Genomic DNA, 18,677 nt, shown 5'->3' with positions numbered 1-18,677 from the left:
GGTCGTGGCCGTGGCCCCGGTGGTGCTGAGCAGCGAGGCGGAGGCGCAGCCCTACCCCTACCGCCGCCCCTACCGGCCGCCGCCGCGCCGCTACTACCGCCGCCATTACCGGCCGGCCTACCGGCGCCCGCCGCCGCGTTATTCCCGCCGCCGCTACTATCGCCGCCCGCCGCCGCGCCGCTGGTGAGGCCCGCACCCTTCCCCCGCCCCGCGCGGGGGAAGGGAAAGTTTCGCGGCGGGTCGCGCATGATCCTTTCCTTCGCCGCATCCCGCGCCAAACTCCCGCGTTGAGGAAGCAACCTCACACGGAGACGCGCCATGACCCAGCCCCTCCTCGCCCGCCGCGGGGCCCTGATCGCCGGAGCCTCGCTGCTGGCGACCGCCCTGCTGCCGGGGCGCGTCTTCGCCCAGGCCGCGGCGCCGGCCGCCGCCACCGGTCCCTACACCCTGCCGCCGCTGCCCTACGCCAACAACGCGCTGGAGCCGCATATCGACGCGGCCACCATGGCGCTGCACCACGACCGCCACCACGCCGCCTATGTCACGAACCTGAACGGCGCGCTGAAGGACCATTCGGCCCTGGCCGGCATGAAGCTGGAGGAGCTGCTGGCCAAGCTGCCCGAGGCGCCGGAAGCCGTGCGCACCGTGCTGCGCAACAATGGCGGCGGGCATGCCAACCACGCCATGTTCTGGCAGATCATGGGCGGCCAGGGCGGTGCGCCCACCGGCGAGCTGGCCGAGGCGATCACCCGCGACCTCGGCGGCTTCGACAAGATGAAGACCGATTTCAACGGCGCCGGCGCCCGCGTCTTCGGCTCGGGCTGGGTCTTCGTCACGGTGGACCAGGCGGGCAAGCTGGCCATCGCCAGCCGGCCGAACCAGGACACGCCGCTGATGGAGGGCGGCCGCGTGCTGCTGGGCAACGACGTCTGGGAGCACGCCTACTACCTGAAATACAACAACCGCCGGCCCGAATACCTGGCCGCCTGGTGGAACGTGCTGGACTGGTCGAAGATCTCCCAGCGCTACGCCGCGGCCAAGGCCGGCACGCTCGGCATCTGACGCAGATGTGGGGCCGGATCGCCTGATCGCGATTCGGCCCGCTCGGCGCCGGCCGGCAGGATCGGCGCCATGCATGTCCTGCTGATCCGCCTTGACGCGCTTCGCTTCGCCCTGCTGAGGGCCCGCCACCGCGCTGCCCGCGGCCTCTACCGCCTCGCCTGGGGCGGGCTTTCGTCCATGACGCTGTTCGCGGCGCTGCCGGCACAGGCAGAGATCCGCTTCGACCGGATGAGCGGCGCCGCCCTGCTCGGCGCGCTGCGCGGCGAGACAGGGCCCGGCGACCCCGGCGGCGAAGCCGGCCGCGCCTTCGTCGCCGCCCGCGCCAGCGCCTATATCGACGGCGTGCTCGACGCCGGGGTGACGCCGGCCTGCGCCCACCCTGCCCTCAAGCCGCATGAGCGCGACGCGCGGGTCTTCAACTACCTGTCCGCCCTGCAGCCGGTGCGGCTCCGCGACGGCGCCGCGCCGCTCGTCCGCCTCGCGCTGCGCTGCTGATCAGGCCGCCGCGAAGGCATGGGCGTGCTCGGCGTCCCAGGCCAGCGCCGCCGGGCCGCCGGGCTCGGGCAACTGCCCGCCGCCGATGGCACGCTTGACCAGGATCTCGCCGCCTTCGCCCAGGCCCAGCCGCAGCCGCACATGGTCGCCCTGGAAGATCGCCTCGCGCAGCACCGCCGGCAGCGCATCCTCGCCCAGGGTCGAGGCCTCGACCGGCGCCACCGCCACCCGCTCGGGGCGGATCGCGAGAAGGCAGCGGCTGCCGGCCGGGCCGGAATCGACCGGCCGCGCCCAGACCTCGGGCCCGCAATCCAGCGCCACGCGGGCCAGCCCCTCCTCCAGCCCCAGCACGCGGCCGGGCAGCCGGTTGTTCTCGCCGACGAAGCCGGCGACGAAGGCATTGGCCGGGGTCTCGTAGATCTGCCGCGGCGGCGCCAGCTGGCGGATCAGCCCGCCCTCGAAGACGGCGATGCGGTCGGACAGCGTCAGCGCCTCCTGCTGGTCGTGGGTGACGTACATCATGGTCAGGCCCAGCCGCTGGTGCAGCGCGCGGATCTCGTACTGCATCTCCTCGCGCAGAGCCTTGTCCAGCGCGCCCAGCGGCTCGTCCAGCAGCACGATCGGCGGCTCGAAGACCATGGCGCGGGCCAGGGCGATGCGCTGCTGCTGGCCGCCCGACAGCTGCGACGGGCGGCGGTCGCCGAAGCCCTCCAGCCGCACCATCGACAGCGCCCGCTGCACCCGCGTCGCGCGCTCGGCCTTGGCCACGCCGCGCACCTCCAGCGGGAAGGCGACGTTCTCGGCGACCGACATATGCGGGAACAGGGCATAGGACTGGAACACCACGCCGATGCCGCGCTTGTGCGGCGGCAGGCGGGCGATGTCGCGCCCCTCCAGCAGGATGCGCCCTTCGCTCGGCAGCTCGAAGCCGGCCAGCATCATCAGCGTCGTGGTCTTGCCCGAGCCCGAGGGGCCGAGCAGCGTCAGCAGCTCGCCGCGCCGCACCTCGAGGTCGAGCTGCCGCACCGCATAGCCGCCGGACGCCGGGCCATAGGCCTTGCGCACGCCTTCGAACCGGACCAGGGCTTCCGCCATTCGCACCATCCCCCAACGCCACGCCGAGCCCGACAGGCATCGGGCGTGGCGCCCCCGCTTGTCAACCGCCGCAACCCCCGCAACTCTGCGGGCGACAAGAACGGAGGATCGTCGATGACCGATGCGGATGCCAGCCTGATCGCCACCCGCGAAGCCGCCACCGGCCGGCTGCTGATGAACCGCCCGCGGGCGCTGAACGCGCTGGATCTGCCGATGATCGACGGATTCGCGGCCGCCATCGCGGCCTGGCGCGACGACCCCGGCATCCGCCTGGTGCTGCTGGAAGGCGCCGGCGACCGCGCCTTCTGCGCCGGCGGCGATGTCCGCCAGGTGCGCCAGCAGGTGCTGGACGGCGACCGGGCGGCGGTCGATGCCTTCTTCTCCCGCGAATACGCGGTGAATGGCGGCATCGCGGCCTTCCCGCAGCCCTGGGTCAGCCTGATCGACGGCATCTGCATGGGCGGGGGCCTCGGCGTCTCGGTGCATGGCAGCCACCGCATCGTCACCGAGCACGCGCTGCTGGCCATGCCGGAAACCGCCATCGCCCTCTTCCCCGATGTCGGCACCAGCTACGTGCTGCCGCGGCTGCCGGGCGGGCTCGGCCGCTGGATCGCGCTGACCGGCGCCCGGCTGAAGGGCGCCGAGGCTGTCGAAGCCGGCCTCGCCACCCATTACGTCCCGCGCGAAAAGCTGCCCGCGCTGCGCCAGGCCCTGCTGGCCCATGGCGACGCCCGCATCATCGACGACTTCGCCGAAGCCGTCCCCCCCGGCCGCATCGCGTCCCTGCGGCCTGCCATCGACCGCTGCTTCGCCCATGACGAGCGCGCCGCCATCGAGCGCGCCCTGGAAGCCGAAGCCACCGACTGGGCGGCCGAGCAGCTCGCCATCCTGCGGCGTGTCTCGCCGACCAGCGTGGCGGTGACCCTGGAACTGCTGAAGCGCGGCGCGTCGCTGGACCTGCCGGGCTGCCTGGAACAGGAGCTGGTGCTGACCCGCACCGTCACCCAGCACCCCGACTTCGCGGAAGGCGTCCGCGCGGTGCTGGTCGACAAGGACCAGTCGCCGAAGTGGCAGCCGGTGGCATCGATGAAAGAGATGTTTGAAGATTAAGACAGGGACAGGCCAGGGGAATGAATTCCCCTGGACCCCTTCTTTTTTCTGTCAGACTGCCGTGTCCACGTGGAGACAGGACGTGAAACGGCCAGTCGGCAGCACGACCTTCGAGGATGCGCCGATTTCATCCATCGGCGTCCCGCCGCGATGCCCTGATATCGGCTCCGCCAAAGCGCAGGTCGGCAAACGGCCGGTCATCAGAAAGAAGATGGGGGCTTGGGGGAATTCATTCCCCCAACCTCCCCGCTGAACAGCGTCGCCAAAAACGCCAGCACCGCGAAGCCCAGCCCCGCCCCGAACACCGCCGCGTGGCTTTCGCCTGTCGCCTTGAACAGGGCAGCCAGCGCGAAGCCGGTGCCCGCCTGGGCCAGCGCGAAGAGCGCGGTCGCGCGCACCCAGAGGATGCCGGTGGCGCTGCCCGCCTGCTCGCGCGCGGCGCCGAGCACCACGGCGCTGATGCCGATGCCGGCGAAGCCGCTGAGCGGGGCCGCCAGCAGCACCGCGGCACCACCGGGCAGCAGGGCGCAGGCCAGGGCTGCGACCTCCACCATCATCCAGACCATCAACGCGCGGCGGCCGCCCAGCCAGCCGACCAGCCGCCCGCCGGTCAGCGTGCCGGCGATGCCGCCCAGGCCGAACAGCACCCAGATCATCGCCAGGGCCAGGCCTTCCAGTCCCCGGCCGCGGGCGCCCAGGTCGGCCAGATAGACCATCGGCGCCACCATGCCGGCGGCGGCCAGGGCGTAGGTCACCATCAGCTGGGTGGCGCGCGGCACCTGGCCGCCGGCGGGGACGCCCATGGTCTCGGCCGGCGGCGGGTCGGGCCAGAGCGGGCGCAGCACCAGCCAGAAGGCCAGGCTGGCGGCGCCCAGGCCCAGCCACAGCCCGCTGATCCCGGCCTGCAGCAGCAAGGGCACCAGCGTGGCGCCCAGCACCACGCCGAAGCCGACGCCCGACATCACCACCCCCGCCGCCGCGCCGCGGCGGGCCGGCGGCACCACGGCCTGCACCGCGGGGCCGGCCAGCGCCATCAGCACGCCGCCGGCCAACCCCGCCAGCCCGCGCCAGAAGCCGAGCCAGGCCAGCGCGGCGGCGCCCTCCAGCCGCAGGGCGCAGGCGAAGAAGGCCAGGGTGGCGAGCGCCATGCCCAGATCCATGGCGCGCGGCACGCCCAGGCGGCGGCCGATGCCGCGGCCGCCCAACGCGCCCAGCAGGTAGCCGGTCAGGTTGCAGGCGCCGAGCAGCCCGGCGCCGCCGCCATCGACCCAGCCGGCGGCGACCATGGCGGGGAAGATCGGCACATAGGCGAATCGCGCCAGGCCGATGCCGACCAGCAGGGCGCCGGCGCCGGCGGCGGGCACCAGCCGCGACCGGCCGGTCATGCGCGCAGGCTCATCGGCGGGGGAGGAAGCAGGGCATGGATGCTGGCCTATCAGCCCCTCGCCGCGTGGCAAAGCCTCGGGCAACGCAAACCTGGGGTGACGCAAATCAGCATTGCCCTACGGCCGCGTCTAGTTCTGCCGCGGCTGGGCGGCGCGCAGCGCCCGGCGCAGCTTGGCGACGCCGGTGCGGACATGGCCGTCATGGCACAGCTGGCTGCCTTCCTCGGCCAGGTCGCGGGCCACCTCCTGGCGCGCCGCCGGCAGCCGGGCGAAGCGGGCGGACAGCTCGTCGCAATAGGCAAGGCCGGGCGCGACCAGCCGCAGCTCGGTCGCGGCAACGGGCATGGCCCCCACCATCAGGGCCAAGAGACAAGGCAGGCGAAGCAGCATGGGCGGCACTCTGGCGGCCGCCGCCCTGCCCCGCGATGGGCAGGGGATGAAGCCTCGGTCATTCGTGATCCTGCGCCAGGATCAGGTGGCCCAGATCAGGCGGCCAGGTCAGACGGCGGGCGCGGCGGCGGCGGGCAGGCGGAACAGCACGACGAGGCCCGGGAAATCCGGCGGGCCGTCGCCATTCTCGAACCACAGCACGCCGCCATGCAGCTGCACCACCGCGCGCACCAGCGACAGGCCGAGGCCGGAGCCCGGCGTGGTGCGGGCCTGGTCGGCGCGGAAGAAGCGCTCGCCCACCCGCTCGCGGTCGGCGAGCGTCAGGCCGGGGCCTTCGTCGGCGACGCGGATGATCAGCTGGTCGTGGTCGCGGGCGGCCGAGAGGGTGATGTTGCCGCCCGGCGGCGTGAACTTCACCGCATTGTCCAGCAGGTTCGCCACCACCTGCAGCAGCAGGTCGCGGTCGCCGGTCAGGTTCAGCGGCGCGGTCCAGCCGGTGTGCAGCGTCTGGCCGCGCGCCTCGGCCGAGGCGCCGTAGAGCTCGGCGGCGTCGGCCAGCAGCAGCGCCAGGTCGAGCGGGGCGAAGGCGGCGCGGCGGGCGCCGGCCTCGACCTCGGCGATGCGCAGCACCGCCTGGAAGACGCGGGTGACGTTGTCGAGGTCGGCGATGCCGCGCTCGATGGCACCGCGCAGCGCCGCGGGGTCCTCGTCCTCGGAGAGCAGCGCCTCCTCCAGCCCGTTGCGGGCGCGGGCAATCGGCGTGCGCAGGTCGTGGGCGATGGCATCCGAGACGCCGCGGACGCCGTCCATGAGATGGGCGATGCGGTCGAGCATGGTGTTCATGCTGGCGCCCAGCCGGTCGAATTCGTCGTCATGGGCGGAAAGCGGCACGCGCGGCGACAGGTCGCCGCCGGCGATCAGCGCGGCCGTCGCGACGGCGGGCGTCAGGCGGCGCTCCAGCGCGCGGCGCATCAGCCAGGCACCGAGCACGGCGAAGAGCAGGGCGGCGCCGGCGGCCCAGGCCAGACCCTCGGTCAGCAGGGCGCGCAGCCGCTGCTTCTCGCTGACCTCGCGACCGACCGCCAGCGTCGCGCCGCCGGGCAGCTCGAGCAAGTAGAGGCGGGCCTCGCCGGGAGCTTCGTCCTCGTGCTCCAGCGTCAGGTGGTGCCAGGATTCGGCCGGGCCCTCGCCGGCGCCGGGCGGCAGGCTGACCAGGTTGCCGGCCAGCCGCTGGCCGCGCGGATCGAGCAGCAGGTAGAGCGCCTGGCCGTCGGCATCGAGCGCCAGCCGCTCGCCGATCGCCTCGATCACCGCATCGGTGCCGGCCTCGCGCCAGCGCTCGGCGAGCGCCTGGGCATCGGCGCGGATGGCGGAATCGGTCTGCCGCTCCAGCGTCCCCGCCGTGCCCCACCAGAGCACGCCGGCGAAGCCGAGCCCGGCGGCCAGGAACAGCGCCGCGAACAGCGTCGCGAAGCGGAAGCCCGCGGAGGAGAGCAGCCGCCAGAGCGGCCCGGGATGCTGCTGGCGGCGGTGCGGCATGGCGGTCAGATCAGACTCAGGGCTCGGCGCGGATCATGTAGCCGGCGTTGCGGACAGTGTGGATCAGCGGCTTCTCCTGCCCCTTGTCCAACTTCTGCCGCAGGCGGGAGACATGCACGTCGATCACGTTGGTCTGCGGGTCGAAGTGGTAGTCCCAGACCTTCTCCAGCAGCATGGTGCGGGTCACCACCTGACCGGCATGGCGCATCAGGTGCTCCAGCAGGCGGAACTCGCGCGGCTGGATGTCGATCTTGCGGCCGGCCCGCGTCACGGTGCGCGACAGCAGGTCGAGCTCCAGATCGGCGACCTTCAGCCGCGTCGCCGGGGCGTCGACGGCGGGGCGGCGGCCCAGCGCCTCGACCCGCGCCAGCAACTCGGCAAAGGCGAAGGGCTTGACCAGATAGTCGTCGCCGCCGGCCTTCAGCCCCTTCACGCGCTCGTCGACGCCGCCGAGGGCAGAGAGGAACAGCACGGGGGTGTGGTTGCCCTGGCCGCGCAGGGTCTCGACCAGGCGGACGCCGTCGACGCCGCCCGGCAGCATCCGGTCCAGCACCAGCAGGTCGAAGCTCTCGCCGGCGGCCATGAACAGCCCGTCGCGGCCATTGGCGGCGTGCTCGACCGTGTGCCCGGCCTCCTGCAGGCCCTTCTTCACGAAGCGGCCGACCTCGGCATCGTCTTCCACCAGCAGAATGCGCATGGTGCATGCTCCATTTGTCGCGGCCCCCCGCTCCGCACGGATCGGAGAGGAGGCGGGCCGGGACATGCACCATGCCGTGCGCCGCGGCAACACGCCAGTCGCGGCGCGGCCAGGCAGGCCATTACCGGAATGTCACGCTGAGGCTCGCCGCCTTGTCGCGCCGAAAGTTTCGATATATCTAAACTATATCGATATATCGAATCGGGGAGAGCGATGCGGGATTTCGGCGGCCGGGACCCGGCCCGGCGCGGCGAGCGCATCTTCGAGCATGGCAGCCTGCGCCTGGTGCTGCTGCACCTGATCGCCGAGAAGCCGCGCCACGGCTACGAGCTGATCAAGGCCATCGAGGACCGCCTGGCCGGGCAGTATTCGCCGAGCCCGGGCGTGGTCTATCCGACGCTCACCCTGCTGGAGGAGCTCGGCTACGCCACCGCCGTCGCCGCCGGCGGCAGCCGCCGCCGCTTCGAGGCCACCCCCGCGGGCCTCGGCTTCCTGGAGGAGAACCGCCCGGCGCTGGAGGCCATGCTCGCCCGCATGACCCCGGAAGCCCGCGCCGGCCGTCCTCCCCAGATCATCCGCGCCATCGAGAACCTGCGCCTGGGCCTGCATCTGCGGCTGGCCCGCGCCCCCCTCACCGAGGCCGAAGTGGAGGCGATCGCCGACCTCCTCGACGCCACCGCCAAGCGCCTGGAGCGCCTCTGACCATGAACGACGCCGCCACCCCCGACCCGCGCGCCACCGAGCGCCGCCGCCACCCGATCCGCCTGCGCCGCCTCGCGGTGCTGTCGGTGGAAGACCTCTCCCCCTCGATGCGCCGCGTCACCCTGGGCGGGCCCGAGCTGGAAGGCTTCGTCAGCCTCGGCTTCGACGACCACGTGAAGCTGTTCTTCCTGGCCCCCGGCCAGGACGCCGCCATCCTGCCGCAGCAGGGCCCCGACGGCCTGGTCTTCCCCACGGAAGAACGCCCGCTCGCCCGCGACTACACGCCACGCCGCTTCGACCCCGTCGCGCAGACCCTGGTGATCGACTTCGCCCTGCATGAGGCCGGCCCCGCCACCGCCTGGGCGCTGCAGGCCGCGCCGGGCCAGACCCTGCTGACCGCCGGCCCGCGCGGCTCGATGGTGATCCCGACGGCCTTCGACTGGCATCTGCTGGTCGGCGACGAGACCGCCCTGCCCGCCATCGGCCGCCGCCTGGAAGAGCTGCCCGCCGGCAGCCGCGCCCTGGTCGTCGCCGAGGTCGAAGGCCCCGGGCACGAACTGCCCCTGCCCAGCGCCGCGCAGGTCACCGTGGTGTGGTCGCATCGCCGCCGGACGACGCTGGCCGGGACGCTGCGCGAGGTGGCCTTCCCGGAAGGCGACTTCTTCGCCTGGGTGGCGGCGGAATCCGTCATCGCCAAGGAACTCCGCGCGCTGCTGGTGGCCGAGAAGGGCGCAAACCCGCGCTGGACCAAGGCCGCCGGCTACTGGAAGCGCGGGGCGGCGGGAGTGCATGACAGCATTTCGGATTGAAGGACGACAAGGCGGCAGGTCGGGGGAATGAATTCCCCCGAACCCCCATCTTCTTTCTGATCACCGGCCGTTCGAGGACCAGCGCCAAACTGGCACCGTCGTCAGGGCATCACGGCGGGGCGCCGTGTTCATAAACAACAGCGCGACCGCGAAGGTCGCGCTGCGGTTCAGTGTGGCGTCCCGCGTGGCCAGGTCCGCGCGGCAGCACTGACAGAAAAAAGAACGGGCGCGGCGCACTGCGCCGCGGGGGAATTCATTCCCCTCGCCTGCCCCAACCTTCCTGCTTCAGGCGGGCAGCGCCGCATCCGCCAGCACCTGCAGATGCCCGTGCGAGCAGCGCTCGACCCGCGCCGAGACGCCGTAGACTTCTGCCAGCATGGCCGGGGTCAGGGTGGCTTCGGGAGTGCCCTGGGCGCGGATGGTGCCGCCGGCGAGCATCACCACCTCGTCGGCGTAGCGCGCTGCAAGGGCCAGGTCGTGGACGACGACCACGGTGACCAGCCCGTGCTGGCGGGTCAGCTTGCGCACCAGCTCCATCACCGACAGCTGGTAGCGCAGGTCGAGGGCGCTGGTGGGCTCATCCAGCAGGAGCACCTGGGGGCGGCGGACCAGCGCCTGGGCCAGGCCGGCCAGCTGGCGCTGGCCGCCGGAGAGGCGGTCCAGGCCGACGAGCGCCAGATGCGGGATGCCGAGCTGCTCCAGCAGGTCGAGCGCCCGCTCGGTGGCGGCGCTGGCGGACAGCTGGCCCTCGGCGGTCGGGCTGGCGCGCAGCGCGCCCAGCAGCGCCTCCATCACCGTCAGCGCGACGCCCTGGGGCAGGCTCTGCGGCATATAGGCGATGTGGCGGGCGCGGTGCTCGAGGCGCAGGCCGATCATCTCCTGCCCGTCCAGCCTGACCGAGCCTCGGGCCGGCAGCAGCCCGGCCAGGCCGCGCAGCAGGGTGGACTTGCCGGCGCCGTTGGGGCCGATCAGCGCGGTGATGGCGCCGCCGCGCAGGGCGTCGAGGCTGGCGCCGTGCAGGATCTCGCGCCGGCCATAGCCGAGGGTCAGGCCCTGGATCTCGAGCTGCTTCATGCGCGGCGCCCCCGGGTGAAGACCAGCGCGATGAAGACGGGCACGCCCACCAGCGCGGTGACGATGCCGATCGGCACCAGCAGGCCGGGCACCAGCATCTTGCTGGCCAGCGAGGAGAGCGACAGCAGCAGCGCACCGCACAGCGCCGCCGCCGGCAGGAAGAAGCGATGGTCCTCGCCGACCAGCAGGCGGGCGGCATGGGGACCGATCAACCCGATGAAGCCGATGGTGCCGACGAAGGCGACCGAGACGCCGGAGAGAAGAGAAACCCGCAGCAGGGCGCCGTCGCGCAGCCGGTCGGCATCGATGCCGAAGGACAGCGCCCGCTCCTCGCCGAGGCGCAGCGCGGTCAGCTTCCAGGCGGCGCGCGCCGAGAAGGGGATGGCGATGGCCAGGCACAGCGCCATGATGCCGATCTTCGGCCAGGTGGCGCGCGCCAGGCTGCCCATCGACCAGAAGACCAGCTGCTGCAGCGCCTGCTCGGTGGCGACGAATTGCAGCAGGGCGACGGCGGCGTTGAAGGCGAAGACCAGCGCGATGCCGAACAGCACCAGCGCCTCGACCCCGGCGCCGCGCAGCTTGGACAGCGTCCGCAGCAGCATCACCGAGAGGAAGGCGAAGAGGAAGGCATTGCCGGACAGCAGCCAGTCGGTCGGCACCCAGGGCAGGCCGACGCCGAGCACGATGGCCAGCGCGGCACCCAGCGAGGCGGCCGAGGAGACGCCCAGGGTGAAGGGGCTGGCCAGAGGGTTGTTCAGCACCGTCTGCATCTCGGCGCCGGCCAGCGCCAGCGCGGCGCCGACGAGGACCGCCATGATCGCATAGGGCAGCCGCACGTCCCAGACGATGACCGAGACCGGGCCGGTGGCGGCCCCCGGGTTCAGCAGCACCCCCACCACGTCGGACAGCCCGAGCCGCGAGGGACCGGTCGCGATGTCGAGCAGCAGCGAGCCGAGCAGCAGCAGGCTGAGCACCGCCAGCACGATGACGCGCTTCAGCAGCAGGGCGCGGTAGCCGGCGGCGGCGCCGCCCAGGGTGGCAGCGCTCATGGGGCAGCGCTCATGCCGGGAACAGGCAGGGGGAGGCGTCAGGGGTCACGGGCTGCCCTTCCAGGGGGATGGTCTGGGGGCAATCCATAATCACTCGCAACTGCGAGACCAAGCCCTGTCTGCGGGCAGCCGCCCTGCGGTGGGGAGGAGGGTGCCCCCTCCCCGGCCGCGATTCAGCCCGGGTTGCTGGGACGGCGGCCGACCTGGACCGCCAGCTCGCGCGAGCGGCCCTCGCGGGTCAGGGTGACGCGCACGGTCTGGCCCGGCGGCGTGCCGGCGACGCCGCGGATCAGCGCGCGGGAGGTCTCGATCCGCTCGCCGTTCAGCGCGGTGACCACGTCGCCCTGGCGCAGCCCGGCGCGGGCGGCGGGGCTGCCGCGCTCGACGCTGCGCACCTGGACGCCGCGGTTGCGGCCGCCGGGGACCTGCTCCTCGCCCATATCCTCGACGGCGACGCCGAGCCAGCCGCGCTCGACCCTTCCGTCGCGGCGCAGCTGGTCGATGACGCCGCGCGCCAGGTCCGAGGGGGTGGCGAAGCCGATGCCGGCCGAGGCGCCGGAGGGCGAGTAGATCGCCGTGTTGATGCCGATCACCTCGCCGGCGACATTGAACAGCGGCCCGCCGGAATTGCCCGGGTTGATGGCGGCGTCGGTCTGGATGAAGTCGTCGAAAGGCCCGGCGCCGATCTCGCGCCCGCGCGCCGAGACGATGCCCGAGGTCACCGTGCCGCCCAGGCTGAAGGGATTGCCGGCCGCCAGCACCCAGTTGCCGACGCGCAGATTGCCCGAGCTGCCCCAGGCCACCGCCGGCAGCGGCGCACGCGGCTCGACCCGGAGCAGCGCCAGGTCGGTCAGCTCGTCGGTGCCGACGACGCGGGCGGTCAGCTCGGTACCCGACTGGGTCGAGACCACGACGCGCACGGCATTGCCGACCACGTGGTTGTTGGTGACGATATAGCCGGCCGGATCGATGATGAAGCCGGAGCCCGCGCCCTGCACCTGCTGCGCGCCGCGCCGCTCGCGGAAATAGCGCTCGAAGGGGCTGCCGCGCAGCTCGGGCGGGATCTGCGTCGTCGTCTGCTCCGACAGCACGGCGATGTTCACCACCGAGGGCAGCACCTGCTCGGCCAGGTCGGCGAAGTCGGGCAGCAGGGCGCGCGCCGCGGCGGGGGCCGGGCGCAGCAGGGCCGGCGCCGCCGGCAGCACGGCCAGCGCGGCCAGGCCAGCGACGAATTGACGGCGGGGGGCAGGCATCAGGGCGAGTTTCCTTCAACGGCGCGTCTGGGGTCGTCACGCCGGTCAATGCGCTATGTGGCGCGGGGTTGGGCCCGGCTTCAAGGTTCTTTCGCGCTGCGGTCTCAGCCTGGAGTCTCGGGCCAGTCATGCCGTGGATAGCGGCCGCGCATGTCTTTCCGCACATCCGCCCAGGCGCCGCGCCAGAAGCCGGCGAGGTCTGCGGTCACCGCCACCGGCCGCCCGGCCGGCGACAGCAGCGCCACCTGCAGCGGGATCCTGCCCCCCGCCAGCTTCGGCAGGTCCTTCATGCCGTAGAGCCACTGCGCCCGCGCCTCGAGCCGCGGCACCTCGCCGGTATAATCGATGGCGGCGCTCCGCCCAGCGGGCAGGTCGAGCCGCGGCGGCAGCGCCTCGTCCAGCTGCCGCGGCAGCGGATGCGGCAGCAGGCTGCGCAGGATGTTGGTGGCATCCAGCGCCTTGAGCTGGCTGAGCTTCGCCAGCCCCGACAGCCAGGCGGCCAGCCAGGGCGCGCCATCGACCGCCAGCGCCGCGTCGGAGACATCCGGCCAGTCGCCGCCGACCACCTTGTGCATCCATCCCATCCGGGCGCGGGTCTGCTCGGCGGCCTTGCTCCAGTCCAGGTCGCGGAAGCCCCGGGACGCTGCGCCCTCGGCCAGGGCAGCGGCCACCGCGGCGGGATCGGCATGGGGAAGCGTCGATTCCTCCAGCACCAGCGGGCCCAGCCGCAGCCGGCGGCGGGCGATGACGGCGCCGCTGCGCGCATCGAAGGCGGCGCCCTCCTCCCGGATCAGCCGGTCCGGGAATTTCTTTTCCAATGCCTCGCGGGTCAGCGGGGCGGCCATGCGGATGCGGGCCTCGGTGCCGGCGAGTTCGAGATCCGCTACGGCCAGCAGCGGTGATTTCCCCAGGCGGTCGGTCGCCGGCAGTCGGGCACCCTGGCCCGAAGCCAGGCGGAAGGCGCCGTCCATGGTGCCGCGCTTGGCGGCGATGCGGTCGGGGAAGCCGGCAGCCAGCAGCAGCCCGGCATCGCCCTCGGCCACCGTGCCGCCGGGGACGCCCAGGCGCCGGCGGTGCAGCGACACGGTGCGGCGGATGCGGCCGATGGCGGCGCGGTCGGCATTGGGGTCGTCGGCGCCGGCCAGCAGGTCGAGGCGCAGCTGGATGTCCGACGGCGCCTCGCGGCCGCGGATCGGGTCGCGCTCCTCCAGCAGGGCCGCGAGCTCGGCGGCGAGCGCGGCTTCTTCCGCGTCGGAGGCCTCGGCCATTATGCGGGCCAGGCGCGGATGCGTGCCCATCCGCGCCATGCGGCGGCCCATCGCCGTGATGCGGCCCTGCCCGTCCAGCGCGTCGAGATCGCGCAGCAAGGCGCGGCCGGCGGCCAGCATCCCCGCCGGCGGCGGGTCGAGGAAGGCCATCTCGGCCGGGTCGCTGCCCCAGGCGGCGCAGTCCAGCGCCAGGCCGGACAGCTCGGATTCGAGGATCTCCGGCCGATCGGCCAGCGGCAGGCCGCGATGCAGCGCCTCGGTCCAGAGGCGGATGGCCACCCCCGGCTCGGTGCGGCCGGCGCGGCCGGCGCGCTGCTCGGCGGCGGCACGGGAGATGCGCAGCGTCGCCAGCCGCGCCAGCCCCGTCGCCGGGTCCAGCCGCGGCGCGCGGCGGTAGCCGCCATCGACGACGATGCGCACCCCGGGCACGGTCAGCGAGGTCTCGGCGATCGAGGTGGCCAGCACCACCTTGCGCCGGGGGCCGGGGTTCAGGGCCTTGTCCTGCTCGGCCGGCGGCAGCTCGCCATGCAGGGGCAGCACATCGGCATCGACGCCGCCGAGCCGGTCGGCGGTGCGGCGGATCTCGCCCCAGCCGGGCAGGAAGGCCAGGACATCGCCGGGATGGGCACGCAGCGCCTCGCGGATGGCGGCGGCCATGGCCTCGGGCAGGTCGCGCGGCTCCTTCAGGTCGCGCGGGCGGTGAAAGACCTCGACCGGGAAGGCGCGGCCGAGGCTTTCCACCACCGGCGCGCCGCCGAGCAGGTCAGAGAAGCCGCCCGCCTCGATGGTGGCGGACATGGCCAGCAGCCGCAGCTCGGGCCGCAACCCGCGCTGCAGGTCGAGGCAGAGGGCCAGCGCCAGGTCGGTGTCGAGGTTCCGCTCATGCGCCTCGTCGAACAGGATGGCGGCGACGCCGTCGAGGCCGGGATCGGTCTGCAACCGGCGCACCAGCAGGCCTTCGGTCACCACCTCGATCCGGGTCGCCGACGAGACGGCGCGGTCCAGCCGGGTCGACAGGCCGACCTTCTGGCCCAGCGGCTCGCCGATCAGCTCGGCCATGCGGCGGGCGGCGGCGCGGGCGGCGACCCGCCGCGGCTCCAGCACGACGATTTTTTTGTCCGTCGCCCAGGGCTGGTCGGACAGCATCAAGGGGACCAGCGTGGTCTTGCCGGCGCCGGGGGGCGCCACCAGCACGGCATTCGGGCCGGCGGCCAGGGCCTCGGCCAGGCGCGGCAGGGCTTCGGTGACGGGCAGGACGGGGAGGCTGGTCATGGGGGTTGCTGTAGCGCATCCGCGGCGCCGGCGCAGGGGGCGGCCTTTGCCGCGGCGCGCTGCCCTGCTTTGATGCGGCATCGGATCGGAGGGTTTTTCCATACGCGCAGGATGCTGGGGGATCGCGGCCTTGCTGCTGGCCGGCTGCGCCACGGCCCCGGTGGAGACCCCCGTGGCCAGCGCCAAGGCGGCGCAGCCCGGCCCGCTGCCGACCCGGCTGCTGCGCCGCATGGCGGTGGAGAAGCACGCGCAGGAACAAGCCGCGCTGCAGTGTGCCGACCAGCCGGATCGCGCCTTCTGCGCCCGGCAGATGCAGGCCTCGATGCTGCAGCGGGAGGAGGCGAGCTCGCTCGACCCCGGCATCCTGGCGCCCGGCTTCCGGCTGCTGCCGGAACCGCCGCGGCACTACTGAGGCGGGGTCAGTTGCCCGCCAGCCGCCGGGAATCGGCGTAGAGGACGGCGCCGCCGGTCGAGGCCATGGCCTCGTAGCCACGCTCGGCCATGGCGCGGGTCAGGCCGCTGCGCAGCGCCTGGTGCAGGCTGCGGCTGCGCAGCGCCACCAGCACCAGCCAAGGCCGCGTCCGTTCCCAGTCGAGCGTCGCCAGCACTGCCAGCTCCGCCCCCGGCACGTCGAGGGCCAGGAGATGCAGCGCGGTCTCCGGCAGGGTCTCGTCCAGCACCTCCTGCAGCGGGCGGACCGGGCGGGGCAGCGTGCCGCGCGGCTCGCGGCCGCGGCGCGCTTGGCCGGCCATGATGGCGGCGCGGTTGGCGTCGAAGGTGTCGATGGACGGATTGCCGAAGCGGTGCAGCGGCAGCTCCCCCGCCTCGGCCGCGATGCCGACGGGGAGAAAGATGTCGCCGGGGCGCTGGGCCGCGAAGTCGGCGGCGAGCTCTGGCCGCGGGTCGAGGCACAGCCCGCGCCAGCCCAGCCCATGCAGGCCGAAGGTGAAAGAGTTCCTGGCCGGCGCGCCGCAGCCGATATCGACGTAGGTGCCAGGCGTGTCCGCCGGCAGGCCCAGCCGCGCCGCCAGGGCAACGGTCAGAAAATCCTCGCCGGCGGGGGCGTAGCTGGCGCGGGCGAAGCGGGTCGCGGCGGCGGCCGAGGACGGCGCCTGCGGCAGCGGTGCCGGGATGGCCACGGCCGGCAGGCCCGGGATGCCCGCCAGGCGGGTGCGGATCGCCGGGCCATAGGGCAGCAGCGACCGGTCCTCGCGGTCGTTGCGGTTGTGCATCCGGAAGTGGTCTTCCTTGCGGATCTTGTCCGGATGCGAGTCCGGCTTGGTGGCGCGGCCGCGGGCGACCTTGGCGTCCCATTCCTCGCGCGACTTGGTGAAATAGTGGTGCAGGCAGATGACGTCGTGGCTGACCGTGCCGCTCTTGCCGGTGCCGGCGGCGATCTCCTCGCCATGGATGGTGGCGTAGCGGATGCCGGGGGCGAAGGCGTGGTTGTGCAGGTTGGGCACCGCCAGCGCGTCGGTGCGGGCCAGGGTCTTCACCGCGCGGTTGCCGGAATGCTGGGTGCCGGCGCAGCGGGTGAAGCGCTCCACCACCAGGCCGGGGCCGCGGCTTTCCTGGCCGCCGGTGCCGAACAGCTTCCAGTTCACCGCGATGGCGCCGCGATCCCCGTGTGCGTCCAGGAAGGCCTGCAGGTCGTTGCCATGGCCGGGCACGTAGAGGAACTCGTCGATGTCGATATAGGCCAGCCATTCGTAATCGGGCCGCAGCCGCGCCAGCCCGTCGGCATAGGCGCGCTTCTGGGTGCTGCCGTCGCTGTGGCTGGGCCAGTCCAGCGTCTCGAGCACGCCGGCCGATTGCAGCGCCTGCAGCACAGACGCGCTCTCGTCGTCGCTGCCGTTGTTGTAGACCAGGATGTGGTCGACGCCGATCATCCGGTGGTAGAGCGCCCATTCGGCGAGATAGGGCGCCTCGTTCTTGGCGATCGCGCAGATCGCCAGCCGCCGGCGGGGGTCCATCGCCATCCTGCTCCACTCTCCCGCCAGGGTATCGAACCAGCCGGCTTCTACCATGCCGGCGCAGGGCGGGACAGCAGGCCGCCCCGGGGTCTAGGATCGGGGCCAAGATCCGTCCCGGGAAGGAATCCGCCGGCATGACCCGCATCGACCGTTTCCGCGCCCTGCATGCGGCGCCCGGCGCCTTCGTCATCCCCAACCCCTGGGATGCCGGCAGCGCCCGGCTGCTGGCGGGGTTGGGCTTCCAGGCGCTGGCCACGACCAGCGCCGGGCTGGCCTTCGGCCTCGGCCGGCGGGACGGCGCGGCGGGGAAGGCAGAAACCCTGGCCAATGCGCGGGCCATCGTGGACGCCGTGGAGGTCCCCGTCTCCGCCGACCTGGAGAACGGCTTTTCCCACGATCCCGAGGGCTGCGTCGCCACCATCCGCGACGCGGCGGCCGTGGGCCTGGCCGGCGGCTCGATCGAGGATGCCAGCGGCGACCCGGCCCGCCCGATCTACGGCTTCGACCAGGCGGTGGAGCGCGTCGCTGCCGCGGCCGAGGCGGCGCGCGACCTGCCCTTCGTCCTCACCGCCCGGGCCGAGAATTATCTTCATGGCAAGCCGGACCTGGACGACACCATCCGCCGGCTGCAGGCCTTCTCCAAGGCGGGGGCCGAGGTGCTCTACGCCCCGGGGCTCACCGAGCTTAGCCAGATCCGCACCCTCTGCGCCGCGGTCGACAAGCCGGTGAACGTGGTGATGGGCCTGAAGGGAAAGCCCTTCACCGTCGCCGAGCTGGCCGAGGCGGGGGTGAAGCGCATCAGCCTGGGCGGCTCGCTGGCGCGCACGGCGCTGGCCGCGCTGCACCGCGCCGGGGTGGAGATGCGCGACCAGGGCAGCTTCGGTTTCGCGGCCGAGGCCCTGACGGGGCGCGAGGTCGAGGCCTATATGGCACCGCACAAAGGTGATCGGGGCTGACACGTTTCGTCACCCCATTAACCCTTCCGTCGGGCTCGGGAATAAGGTTTCAATTCGTTCATGTCGCGCATCCCGGCTGCCCTCGCCCTGATGGCTTTCGCTGGCCTGGCCCTGCCGCGGCAGGCCGCGGCGCTGGAAAGCCTGGCGGTGCAGTCGCCGCGCGCCTCGGTCACCCTGGCCGCGGCGCCGGCGGCGGTCGCGCCCGGGCAGCCCTTCCGCGTCGGGCTGAAGCAGCAGCTGACCCCGGGCTGGCACACCTACTGGATCAACCCGGGCGATGCCGGCACCCCGCCGGAGATCGAGTTTTCTCTCCCTGACGGCGCCCAGGCCAGCGGCTTCGACTGGCCGGCGCCGCAGCGCATCCCCTTCGGCCCGCTGGTCAATTACGGCTATGAGGGCGCGGTGGTGCTGCCGCTGACGGTGACGCCGCCCGCCTCGCTGAAGCCCGGCGACGTCTTCACGCTGGAGGCCCGCGCCAGCTGGCTGGTCTGCGAGAAGGTCTGCATCCCCGAGGAAGGCGTCTTCCGCCTCGACTTCCCGGTCGAGGC

The 18,677-nt window shown here is 73.2% G+C and carries 19 protein-coding genes; 9 read left to right on the top strand and 10 right to left on the bottom strand.

The features are described 5' to 3' along the window. The 3 genes from BKE38_RS32200 to BKE38_RS17385 all read left to right on the top strand — a co-directional run. Positions 1–187: hypothetical protein (locus BKE38_RS32200; RefSeq protein ID WP_207553599.1), on the top strand; the 187-nt coding region annotated here is incomplete at its 5' end. Between the two features lie 131 nt (positions 188–318). Next, positions 319–1,062, top strand: a complete 744-nt coding sequence (locus tag BKE38_RS17390; protein ID WP_076958541.1) for a superoxide dismutase — start codon at positions 319–321, stop codon at positions 1,060–1,062. A 69-nt stretch (positions 1,063–1,131) separates the two neighbouring features. Next, positions 1,132–1,557 carry a Rap1a/Tai family immunity protein gene (locus BKE38_RS17385; RefSeq protein ID WP_076958540.1) on the top strand — a complete coding sequence of 142 codons (426 nt, stop codon included), beginning with the start codon at positions 1,132–1,134 and terminating at the stop codon, positions 1,555–1,557. Here BKE38_RS17385 and BKE38_RS17380 read toward each other — a convergent pair whose 3' ends face one another. After that, entirely contained in the window at positions 1,558–2,652 is a 1,095-nt protein-coding gene (locus BKE38_RS17380; protein WP_076958539.1) for an ABC transporter ATP-binding protein, read from the bottom strand. It abuts the gene before it with no gap. 114 nt (positions 2,653–2,766) lie between these two features. On the opposite strand from BKE38_RS17380, the gene BKE38_RS17375 reads away from it, so the two are divergent. Next, entirely contained in the window at positions 2,767–3,762 is a 996-nt protein-coding gene (locus tag BKE38_RS17375) for an enoyl-CoA hydratase/isomerase family protein (RefSeq protein WP_076958538.1), read from the top strand. A 200-nt stretch (positions 3,763–3,962) separates the two neighbouring features. Here the strand turns inward: BKE38_RS17375 and BKE38_RS17370 are convergent, their stop codons facing one another. From BKE38_RS17370 to BKE38_RS17355, 4 genes are all read right to left on the bottom strand, one after another. After that, a complete protein-coding gene (locus tag BKE38_RS17370; RefSeq protein WP_076958537.1) occupies positions 3,963–5,147 on the bottom strand; it encodes a YbfB/YjiJ family MFS transporter in 1,185 nt (394 codons plus the stop codon). Between the two features lie 129 nt (positions 5,148–5,276). Beyond that, positions 5,277–5,492 carry a hypothetical protein gene (locus tag BKE38_RS17365; protein ID WP_131829629.1) on the bottom strand — a complete coding sequence of 72 codons (216 nt, stop codon included), beginning with the start codon at positions 5,490–5,492 and terminating at the stop codon, positions 5,277–5,279. A 153-nt stretch (positions 5,493–5,645) separates the two neighbouring features. Beyond that, positions 5,646–7,076 (bottom strand): sensor histidine kinase, encoded by a 1,431-nt coding sequence (locus BKE38_RS17360; protein ID WP_076958535.1) that lies wholly within the window; start codon positions 7,074–7,076, stop codon positions 5,646–5,648. Between the two features lie 16 nt (positions 7,077–7,092). Next, on the bottom strand, positions 7,093–7,773 hold the full coding sequence (locus BKE38_RS17355) for a winged helix-turn-helix domain-containing protein (RefSeq protein WP_076958534.1): 681 nt from the start codon (positions 7,771–7,773) through the stop codon (positions 7,093–7,095). A gap of 213 nt (positions 7,774–7,986) precedes the next feature. Here BKE38_RS17355 and BKE38_RS17350 point away from each other — a divergent pair, with 213 nt between their 5' ends. Both BKE38_RS17350 and BKE38_RS17345 read left to right on the top strand, forming a co-directional pair. Beyond that, complete coding sequence (locus BKE38_RS17350) at positions 7,987–8,475, top strand: PadR family transcriptional regulator (RefSeq protein ID WP_076958533.1); 489 nt, start codon at positions 7,987–7,989, stop codon at positions 8,473–8,475. Positions 8,476–8,477: 2 nt separating this feature from the next. Beyond that, positions 8,478–9,284 (top strand): siderophore-interacting protein, encoded by an 807-nt coding sequence (locus BKE38_RS17345; protein ID WP_076958532.1) that lies wholly within the window; start codon positions 8,478–8,480, stop codon positions 9,282–9,284. A gap of 285 nt (positions 9,285–9,569) precedes the next feature. Here BKE38_RS17345 and BKE38_RS17340 read toward each other — a convergent pair whose 3' ends face one another. The 4 genes from BKE38_RS17340 to hrpB all read right to left on the bottom strand — a co-directional run bounded on the left by BKE38_RS17340 (position 9,570) and on the right by hrpB (position 15,200). Continuing rightward, positions 9,570–10,358 (bottom strand): ABC transporter ATP-binding protein, encoded by a 789-nt coding sequence (locus BKE38_RS17340; RefSeq protein WP_076958531.1) that lies wholly within the window; start codon positions 10,356–10,358, stop codon positions 9,570–9,572. After that, entirely contained in the window at positions 10,355–11,407 is a 1,053-nt protein-coding gene (locus BKE38_RS17335) for a FecCD family ABC transporter permease (protein ID WP_076958530.1), read from the bottom strand. The genes BKE38_RS17340 and BKE38_RS17335 overlap by 4 nt, the downstream gene beginning before the upstream one ends. A 173-nt stretch (positions 11,408–11,580) precedes the next feature. Next, positions 11,581–12,660 carry a trypsin-like peptidase domain-containing protein gene (locus tag BKE38_RS17330; RefSeq protein WP_076958529.1) on the bottom strand — a complete coding sequence of 360 codons (1,080 nt, stop codon included), beginning with the start codon at positions 12,658–12,660 and terminating at the stop codon, positions 11,581–11,583. Between the two features lie 104 nt (positions 12,661–12,764). Continuing rightward, positions 12,765–15,200 (bottom strand): ATP-dependent helicase HrpB, encoded by a 2,436-nt coding sequence (gene hrpB / locus BKE38_RS17325; RefSeq protein WP_076958528.1) that lies wholly within the window; start codon positions 15,198–15,200, stop codon positions 12,765–12,767. A gap of 130 nt (positions 15,201–15,330) precedes the next feature. On the opposite strand from hrpB, the gene BKE38_RS17320 reads away from it, so the two are divergent. Further along, a complete protein-coding gene (locus BKE38_RS17320) occupies positions 15,331–15,612 on the top strand; it encodes a hypothetical protein (protein ID WP_076958527.1) in 282 nt (93 codons plus the stop codon). A 7-nt stretch (positions 15,613–15,619) separates the two neighbouring features. Here the strand turns inward: BKE38_RS17320 and BKE38_RS17315 are convergent, their stop codons facing one another. Next, positions 15,620–17,179: a glycosyltransferase family 2 protein gene (locus BKE38_RS17315; protein WP_165694213.1), complete on the bottom strand. Its 1,560-nt coding sequence runs from the start codon at positions 17,177–17,179 to the stop codon at positions 15,620–15,622. A gap of 128 nt (positions 17,180–17,307) precedes the next feature. Between BKE38_RS17315 and BKE38_RS17310 the strand changes: the two genes are divergently transcribed. Further along, the gene (locus BKE38_RS17310) at positions 17,308–18,129 is read left to right on the top strand and encodes an isocitrate lyase/PEP mutase family protein (RefSeq protein ID WP_076958525.1); all 822 of its coding nucleotides are present in this window, start codon (positions 17,308–17,310) and stop codon (positions 18,127–18,129) included. Positions 18,130–18,189: 60 nt separating this feature from the next. Continuing rightward, positions 18,190–18,677, top strand: a 488-nt coding sequence (locus BKE38_RS17305; protein WP_278247629.1) for a protein-disulfide reductase DsbD domain-containing protein, incomplete at its 3' end; no start/stop codon positions are given.

This window comes from Teichococcus deserti (assembly GCF_001982615.1).
GTDB lineage: Bacteria > Pseudomonadota > Alphaproteobacteria > Acetobacterales > Acetobacteraceae > Pseudoroseomonas > Pseudoroseomonas deserti.
The sequence above is the reverse complement of the archived record's forward strand: the minus strand, read 5'-3'. Positions and strand labels throughout refer to the sequence as shown.